Source organism: Pseudomonas sp. B3(2017) (genome assembly GCF_002113595.1).
Classification (GTDB): Bacteria; Pseudomonadota; Gammaproteobacteria; order Pseudomonadales; family Pseudomonadaceae; genus Aquipseudomonas; species Aquipseudomonas ekonensis.
In genome coordinates, this window is record NZ_NEIU01000029.1 from 39,045 (window position 1) to 47,166 (window position 8,122).

Annotated in this window: 12 protein-coding genes and 2 pseudogenes; 1 reads left to right on the forward strand and 13 read right to left on the reverse strand. The window is 45.9% G+C overall.

All coding sequences use genetic code 11. From position 1 onward, the window contains the following. Positions 1–128: 128 nt before the first annotated feature. Positions 129–938: a VanW family protein gene (locus CAG33_RS26800; RefSeq protein WP_085641165.1), complete on the forward strand. Its 810-nt coding sequence runs from the start codon at positions 129–131 to the stop codon at positions 936–938. Positions 939–954: 16 nt separating this feature from the next. Here CAG33_RS26800 and CAG33_RS26805 read toward each other — a convergent pair whose 3' ends face one another. The 13 genes and pseudogenes from CAG33_RS26805 to CAG33_RS28870 form a co-directional block, all read right to left on the reverse strand. Beyond that, positions 955–1,287: a hypothetical protein gene (locus CAG33_RS26805; RefSeq protein WP_139833048.1), complete on the reverse strand. Its 333-nt coding sequence runs from the start codon at positions 1,285–1,287 to the stop codon at positions 955–957. A 154-nt stretch (positions 1,288–1,441) separates the two neighbouring features. Further along, on the reverse strand, positions 1,442–1,798 hold the full coding sequence (locus CAG33_RS28395) for a hypothetical protein (RefSeq protein ID WP_139833049.1): 357 nt from the start codon (positions 1,796–1,798) through the stop codon (positions 1,442–1,444). A gap of 401 nt (positions 1,799–2,199) precedes the next feature. Further along, complete coding sequence (locus tag CAG33_RS26810; protein ID WP_085641169.1) at positions 2,200–2,688, reverse strand: CPCC family cysteine-rich protein; 489 nt, start codon at positions 2,686–2,688, stop codon at positions 2,200–2,202. A 12-nt stretch (positions 2,689–2,700) separates the two neighbouring features. After that, a complete protein-coding gene (locus CAG33_RS26815) occupies positions 2,701–3,012 on the reverse strand; it encodes a hypothetical protein (RefSeq protein ID WP_085641171.1) in 312 nt (103 codons plus the stop codon). 73 nt (positions 3,013–3,085) lie between these two features. Beyond that, a complete protein-coding gene (locus tag CAG33_RS29180) occupies positions 3,086–3,472 on the reverse strand; it encodes an Imm50 family immunity protein (protein ID WP_085641173.1) in 387 nt (128 codons plus the stop codon). A gap of 259 nt (positions 3,473–3,731) precedes the next feature. Continuing rightward, positions 3,732–4,154 carry a hypothetical protein gene (locus tag CAG33_RS28400; RefSeq protein WP_139833050.1) on the reverse strand — a complete coding sequence of 141 codons (423 nt, stop codon included), beginning with the start codon at positions 4,152–4,154 and terminating at the stop codon, positions 3,732–3,734. Between the two features lie 285 nt (positions 4,155–4,439). Then, the gene (locus CAG33_RS26825) at positions 4,440–4,886 is read right to left on the reverse strand and encodes a hypothetical protein (protein ID WP_085641175.1); all 447 of its coding nucleotides are present in this window, start codon (positions 4,884–4,886) and stop codon (positions 4,440–4,442) included. Between the two features lie 179 nt (positions 4,887–5,065). Continuing rightward, a pseudogene (locus CAG33_RS29185) lies at positions 5,066–5,253 on the reverse strand (RHS repeat-associated core domain-containing protein); the annotation flags it as partial. Positions 5,254–5,604: 351 nt separating this feature from the next. Continuing rightward, entirely contained in the window at positions 5,605–6,027 is a 423-nt protein-coding gene (locus tag CAG33_RS26835) for a hypothetical protein (RefSeq protein ID WP_085641177.1), read from the reverse strand. Between the two features lie 39 nt (positions 6,028–6,066). Continuing rightward, on the reverse strand, positions 6,067–6,708 hold the full coding sequence (locus tag CAG33_RS28405; protein ID WP_139833051.1) for a hypothetical protein: 642 nt from the start codon (positions 6,706–6,708) through the stop codon (positions 6,067–6,069). Between the two features lie 69 nt (positions 6,709–6,777). Then, positions 6,778–6,846 (reverse strand): annotated as a pseudogene (locus CAG33_RS29190) (RHS repeat-associated core domain-containing protein); the annotation flags it as partial. Between the two features lie 145 nt (positions 6,847–6,991). Beyond that, positions 6,992–7,366 carry a hypothetical protein gene (locus CAG33_RS28415; protein WP_139833052.1) on the reverse strand — a complete coding sequence of 125 codons (375 nt, stop codon included), beginning with the start codon at positions 7,364–7,366 and terminating at the stop codon, positions 6,992–6,994. Next, a partial coding sequence (locus CAG33_RS28870; protein ID WP_256576759.1) for an RHS repeat-associated core domain-containing protein occupies positions 7,366–8,122 on the reverse strand: 757 nt, incomplete at its 5' end. The genes CAG33_RS28870 and CAG33_RS28415, both read right to left, overlap by 1 nt.

The window sequence follows — 8,122 nt, forward strand, 5'->3', positions numbered from 1 at the left end:
CTTAATTTTGCGACGCCGGCGGGCGCCGCAGATGTTACGGCGTTTGGCGGCCGGGCAGGGCGGTGCGTTAAGATGCGCCGCCCCATTTCAGCTCAAGGAAGAAAACGGCCCATGCCGTTGCGTCACGGATGAAACCACTGTCCCTCTACCACCCCGTCCTCTACTGGCTGCGGGTGTGGCAAAAACGTCTGTTCCGCCACATCGCCTGGCACTGCTCCAGCCGCAGCTACGCGCAGCGGCGCACCGCTGATCGCCTGCCGTTTCGCCACCTCAAGCACACCTCGAAACTGATCCGCAAACTCGGCGACTCGGATCTAGTCCTGCAGCACAATAAAGTCATCAATCTGAGATTGGCGGTCGCGTCCATCGACGGCATCGTCATCGCCCCCGGCGAACACTTCTCCTTCTGCCGCCTGGTCGGCCGCCCGACCCGCCGGCGCGGCTACGTCGAAGGCATGGAACTGTCCTTCGGCGAAGCCCGCCAAGGCGTCGGCGGCGGCATCTGCCAACTCAGCAACCTGATCCACTGGATGGCCATCCATTCCCCCCTGGTGGTCACCGAACGCGCCAACCACAGCTTCGACCCCTTCCCGGACGACGGCCGCATCCTGCCCTTCGGCTCCGGCGCCGCCATCTTCTACAACTACATCGACCTGGTGCTGCACAACCCCACGGACCGGCACTTTCAGCTGAAGCTGAACGTGGGGGAACAGCAATTGGAAGGGGAGTTGCTGTGCGACCGGGAACGGGCGTTCCGGTATCACGTGTTTGAGCGTGGGCATCGGTTTGTGCGTGAGGGGGGGCGGGTGTTTCGTGAGAACGAGATCTGGCGGGAGGTGCGGGAGAAGGGGCAGGTGGGGGCGTTGGTGGAGAGGGAGCGGCTTTATCGGAATCGGGTGGTGGTGAAGTATTTGGTGGAGGGGGAGGTGTTTGAGTGACCTGGCGACATGAGTTTCAGAAGTGGAAAAATATGCCGGTATCCATTTCTATTGCTAGCGCTGTAAGTTTCTTTAATTTTTCTATGGCTTCGGATTCTGTGTTTTGGGAAACGCTATCCAGTATTTGCAAGGTGGTCATAAGGTCGCGCTGTCCTGAAATGCACTCGTCTTCATAATCGTCAATGGATTTTTCAAGGGTGATGTTTATTGTGTCAAACACTCCGGATCGAAAAAGTTCGTAAAGTGTTTCGTCAGAGATGAGGAGTTCTTCGAGGTCTCCGGGCAAACACTCATCAAGATCGAGTCGGTGCATTGCTTCTATGGAAAGTGGTACTGATAGGGTCTTCATTTCGTGTCGTCCGTCAGGGAATCTATGGTTTTTGTATTGTTCTGGCGTGTCGTTTTTTCAATTTTTCTTCGCTCCAGCCCAGTTCGGAAATGTCAGCTATTGATACTTCGATAAACTGGTTTTTCAGAAGAAAATAATTTGCATGTCGTTAATTTCATTGCCTTAGTATAGGTGCGTTGGAAGGCGTGTCTCTGTCAGGTGTGATTTTTGTTTGGTGGAAACCACTCGCAATTACTGTGAGTGCTGGAATTTGGTGCCATGCACAAAGAAATGTGTATGTTTGTAAATTAATCGTGGGTTCGTTTGTTGTGGTTGTTTTAAGGGTTTCTAAGGTGTTTATTGTTATTTCGGAGATTTCTGCTCCTTCTGCGCTAGAACTCAGAAAACTAACCACATTCTCAAAAGTGAGCATCCAAAGCTGCTCTTTCCAATCAAGAAACTCAACGGAAATCTTCCTCGGTGTACTTGTTATTTTCTTTATCGTGCCATCGATGGCGGAAAATTCATTCATTTTGCTATTCTGGGCATTTTAGTTGGGGTGAGTAGTTAGGTATTAGCTTTCCGCATTGTAGTAGCGGCGGTGCATTGTTGATACTGTACCAGCAAAATTTACAGAGGGGATCTGAAAGGTTAGTTGTTTTGCTCTTCTGAATTTTAGGTGGTATGTGTATCCATAGCATACTTAAGCCAATCATCAAGGTTTTTCTAAACACTATGAAGTCTCCAGCCCTCTGCGGCGAAAGAGTGGATGATGAATACCTGATGGTTCTGGGAATAGTCGTTTATATACAGTTACCACTACTCAGCAGGCTCCACTGATTTATATTCATACAGCGCACAGGTTAACTACACTTGATGCTGGTCTGGCAAGGGTCAGATTTTATCCACTTGTTTAGCGGGAGTGTATTGAGTTTACTCCTGAATGCATCTCTTGCTTCTTGGAGAGTCATGTGGTTGGGGGCTGTAGGTGTTCGGATCGGTTACTCCGCTGTCTTCCCAGTTACACAAAGCGCAAATCTCATACTCTGCAATTGAGGAAAGTGTGCGAAACCCACAGCAAGGGCAGGCTTCCAGTTGCTCAGTTTCTCCATGAACAGTGTAGTTCTCAATTTTTATATCATTTAATATTTTTGAGAGGTATTCATTGGTGGTGCCCCTATATCTGGATTTTTGAGCTATGAGGATTAGATGGTCATATAAGCTATTCTCTATGTCCCTTGGGTGGTCATCATTGTCTATGATTAACTGCTTTAGCTTTTGGGGTAGGCTGTTGAAGTGTTCGTTGCTCTCATCTATGCCCCACCAATCTAAAATATACGACTCGCGATCCTCGTTGGTTAGTCGTGTTATTTCGTCTGATGTGATTTTTTCAATGGCTTCAATGCGATTGATTTTTTTCATTTGAAGTCCTTTTCACTTGATTTTTTCTAGTGCTGCAATAATGGCTTTATCAAGCTCTTCCCAGTTTTTTGCTCTCTTGCTGTAGATAGGTATCTCCCAGTTAGAGTTTTCAATGAGGGTGATTCTGAACGATCCGTACTCACTGAACTCGGGATACCATCCGATATCAATTGTCATGCCGAGTGGGAAGGATGCTTGAAATAGGTTCTCTTTTAAATCATCGATCATGAGTGATATGTCAATGGTTTTGTTGAGTTTCGATATGTCATCAAAGGTGATTGTTCCACCGAGCTTCTCTATTTTGTCAAGTCCATAGGTTTTCATTTTAGTTAAGTCTGTCCTGAAAGAGAATTTATTTGCTATGGCTTATCTGTCTGTCATTGGCTTGAGCTTTAAATTATATCGCGCCGTCGTTATGGTATGCCTTGATATTTGCTATGGTAATGTTTTCTGCGTTACACACGGCTATGCATGAGTTTGCAAACTCGAGTTTGACCTTGTAGCTTGAATCGGTTTGTGTAATTGTTAAGGTAGTGGGGCCGCTGAAGTTGAAATTTTCTACCTTAAAGTCTTCTATGCTGACTATGTATAGGTTGAATTCGTATTCGTTATATTTTTCTAGCCATTTCTTTGGTGCGGAAATTGGTTCTATTTTGTTGTGCAGTTTTAAGCATATGGAGTTTCCGTCTAGCATTGCATACGAAATATGCATGCTGGCAGGTGAGTAGTCTTCTCCAAAGGTAGAAGTCCACATTCTTTTGTTTGATATTGATGATGTCCACATTTCAGGTTACTCAAAATACCTAATGGTTGCTTTCTTCAGAAGTTGGCCGTTGAGGTCGTATTCGTAGGCGGTGAACTGCAGAAGCGAGTGTCATAGCGGTAGCGCAGTTGGCTACCAGTCGGTTAGTTTCACGGTCGTCATAGCCCTGTTTGTTGAGGAGAGGAGCTGCAAGATTAATATGTTTAAGTGTGTAAGATGTTCTTTAGCTGTTTTGTTTGTGGCTCGAGTTTGTGATATGGGTGGTTTTTTAGTTGTGGAATTACCACGTTGTAGGGTCTTCAGATTCAGCCTTTGAAAGATCTGCTTCCCAGGTTTTCTTAGCGACTTGGTAAATATCCTCAAAAAAACCACGTGGAGTGTCGATCTCGTCTGCGGGCCATGGAGATGCTGAAGATTCGTCAGTTTCGTAATCATACTCAAAGGATGTTGAAAAATCATAGTATTTGTCAGTTATGGCTTTTTCTAGCTCTTTTATCAATAGGTATTTATGTTTGTATGATAGGTGTTCCTGGTCTTTTATTATGTAGTTCTTGATAATGGTTTCTCTGTCGGCTCTGTTGTTTGGGTTGAGTTTTAATAGTTTTGATTTGAAGCTGTCATCTTTGTACTCTGTGTCGAGTCCTGCTAACAAAGAGTCAACAGTTGGTTTGTAGGGTAGGTCTGTAAACGGAACTTTAAGCATGGTTGTTTTTGAGGTGGTTAACATTAATTGATGAGGAATGCGGTGAGCGGTCGATTCGTGTCAAATTTTTCGAGTTTTATTTCTACGCTGTTAATGTTTTGAGCATCTCTTCTATTTGACTTGTAACTCGACCTGCAACAGGCTGCTCTACTTTGACGATAGGGCTTTGATTTCTATCGTATCTTGCGTGGGCGGGCAGTCCAGGGGGGGCTTATCCTTGCTTCATTAGAGCATCGTAGCGATGCACGGTGACGAATTTCTGGCCGGCACCGCGGCGTTCGCGGATCAGGTTGACGTGGGTGTTGTGGTTGTAACGGCGTTGTTTGATTGTAAAAAGTATAGGTTTGAAGTTGAGTTTTCGATTTTTTGAATTATTTTTTGTTCTTCGTATTCTTTCAGTATGGTTTCGATTGTTCTGAGGTTTGTATAGGAGGCGTATTTCTCCGGGAATTCGCATGCGTAATTATATAGACGCCATGCGTCAAAACCATCGGTTCTTTCATCTGGGGCGAAGTCAAAATCGATACAGTAGTCTGGATGTTCTACCATGCATCCATTTCCATGTAGCTGGTAGCTGATTGTGTCGGTGATCTCTCCTCGTTGAGCTATTTTATTTTGTCGACATAGTTTTTGAAGCTCGCGTGAGCCAAATTTATCTTCAAGGAGTTTTAGGGAAGACTCTACGCTTTCTAGAAAGCTAGCAATTAATGAGCTGAAGTCTTTGTCTGTCATCTTCTTGGTCGCTCTAATCTATTATTTCCAACATTTCTGGCTGATTCTAATATGTCGTCCATCGCTGCGTAGTTTTTGTTGCCGTATTCTTTCAAATCGGTGATCAGTCTAATGCTAACGGGCGTATGCGTTCGCCTTGCTGCTGCCGCTCGATGATGTCCGTCAATAATGTAGTAGCTTCCCGCCAGCTTAATCGGATCCGGCGTCAGGAACCGTCCAGTCCCCGGATTGTAGTAGCGATGGCGGTCGTAGTGTAGGCGCGTTTCTGAGTCGAAGTATTGCGCTGGAAGCACAGCGGGTTGTCGATTTCGGCCACGTCGAGGGCGGCGAGGTTGCCGTAGGCGCGGTACCTGGCCGACCACATTATCGGCGCTGTACTGGTGACTGTTGAGGCGCGAGCCGTTGAGGTCGATGTAGCTGAGCTTGCCGATGCTGTCGTATTCGTTGCGTAGGGTTCGCCCACCCTGGCGTGCGGCAATCAGGCGATCCTGCAGGTCGTATTCATAGGCGAGGAGCCAGTGGTCGTCGCCGACGTTGACTAGGCTGCCTCCGGCGGCGCGCTGGTACTCGGTCACCGGTTCGCTGGAGCTATCGTTGAATTCGGTTTTCTTCAGTGATTGTGGGAGAAAATAAAAGTTCAATAGACTTCAAGTCAGGGCTGGCTCCTCTCAAAGTTTTTATGAGGATAAATTGATCTAATGTTTTTTGAGGCTGTGGTTTAAAGCTTTGAGTGCTGTGCTTTTTCTAGCAGGCTCTCAAGCTCTGGATAGGATTCGAGGTCTTCACGGGTTAGTGTATTAATAATTTCTTGTATTCTTTCAAGGTATTTGCTCTCGATTTGAGTGTCGGCCCAATCCAGTTCTGATGCTGCAGCTATTGATACTTCGATGAATGAAGAGTCTAAAAGTCTCTTTAAGATTTCAATTGCATAAGTCGAACGCTGCTCCCCAAGTGCAGCAGCACTTCTTTCCTGCCAATATTCTTCTTTTGAGAGAATCGAATCATTTAGTTGTTTCCAATCGTCAGTACTGAATTTTTCCAGTACGCCTTTAGCTACCTGCTCTGTAATATACTCATTCCAGTTGCTGTCTTCGTTTGGCCCAAGCCAATAGTTGTATTCTTCATACGCTTTGCTGTTCATGGTTTGCCTTAGATTTGTTTTGCGTGAAGGTATAAGGCGTTAGAGACTTTGAATTGCCTCGGGGATTCTGATCGAATCAATTTTCTTTAGTCTTAGGTTGTTAAGAGTGTCGTCTATTTTGTTGCTGTAGGTTGATGGTGTGATAATTTGTGCTGCCGAATGAGTGTCGCTTTCAATGAAGCGAGCTATAAGTGTTTCATGCTGCTCTAATAGGAAATCCAGTAAGCCTTGTGAGGTGATGCCGTTGTCATTTTTGCATAGTTTTTCCCATGTGGAACGGATATCTACATTTTCTTTCGTAAGGATTATTATGGTGTTGCGGTGCTGTGTAAGTTCGTTTGGGTTGAAGCTGATGCTCTGCGTTTTGTTGAGTTGAATGTATGAGTATATTTTGGTGGCGTCATTCTTTTCCAGAAGATCTGCTTTTTCTAGCGTTTTTTCAATCTCTTTGCGTAAGCGTAGTTCTTGAACTTTCTCTGATGCTATAGAGTAGCCTACAGTCCGCCATTTCATTAGTGTTGGCCATTCGGAAGCTAGTGGAGTTGAAAACTTTAGCCACGTCTCCCAAATCTCCGCAATAGAGGAATCAATAAGTGAGAACGTTACAAATACAGGTGTTGCAAGGCTTGAGGGCTGCTCCCAAAGCTTAATTCCAGGTTCGCAGGCATAGAGTGTTTTCATGTTATTTTTTTATAAAGTAAATGTGCGAATTGTCGCCTTCTTTTAGTGCGGTCTTTGTAACCGTTGCACCAGTTTACCCGCCCGCTTGATCGGATCCGGCGTCAAAAACCGTCCAGTCCCCGGATTGTAGTAGCGATGACAACATAAAGGACTCAATTTTGCTGATGAACTCAGCAGTGTCTTTTATTCTAAATGTTCCTAGAGATTCTTCAGAATTGCTTGAGGCTGTATTTTTAGTGTTGGTGCATGTCTAGACTGTCATTGGAAAACCTAGCGAGGTTGTCTACCAGAGATCAATTCGTCCACAATTAAACTCAATTAAGTCATCTTTCTCTATTCCTCCGGGCAGGTGATCTTCAATGACTAGATTGATTTTTCCGACGGCAATAAGTTGTTGGGTGGTGTCTGTTACTTTGGCAACAACTCTTCTGGAAAGTCCGGAGTTTTCTATATTCCAAATTCCCACAGTAGGTTCGTTCTCGCAGATCATCGCATCCCTCATGGAAAAAACGTGCAAGGGTTCATCTATTGTCTCTCCAATAGTTCTATCGCATGGCTGGGAGAAGGCTACGCAGGTGAACTCTCCATCGCTAATTTCAACCTCTGCTTCCTCAGCACTTTCCGATATCCACTTGATATTTTTAACTATCATTTTCATCACTCGGCTTGTTTTCCATATGGAGACTTCCATCCAACCTGTGGGTTAGGCCCAGTTGTATCTGTTTTGGCTGACTTTGGCTGAGCCTTCCAGCCTAAACTTGGAGCCTTGTTTTCAAAAAATGAAATTGATTTGAGGTGCATTGTGGTGATTTCTCCTGTGGCTCTATCGACGCCAACAAGTAGACCCTTAGCACTGCCCGTTCCTCCTGGAATTGCGACGTAAGCATTTAGCTCGGGAGCAAATGTCCCATTGCGAATTACTGAATTTGCGTCAGCTACATACTGTTCAAGTGTATAGTTGTCTTCGCCTAGTGTTTGTTTTATTTCCTCACCATGCTTTTCAAAATGACGTACGTCTTCTCCTGGCTTGAATTTTTTGTCAGCAACCGGAGGCGGTGGAGTTCCATCCTTAACTTTAGCTTTCTCTTCAGGCCGCGATGACGCAGAAGCATTGTTCTTTCCTCCTGGGCACTCACTTTGGCCCAGTGGATCCACCCAGCCAGTAGGGTTATGCACATACCGATAGTTATTCAACCCACCCGCCAGCTTGATCGGGTTCGGCGTCAGGAACCGTCCAGTCCCCGGATTGTAGTAGCGATGGCGGTTGTAGTGTAGGCCTGTCTCCGCGTCGAAGTACTGGCCCTGGAAGCGCAGGGGGTTGTCGATTTCGGCCACGTCGAGGGCGGCGAGGTTGCCGTAGGCGCGGTACTTGGCCGACCACATGATCTCGCCGCTGTAGTCGGTGAGTTCCTGC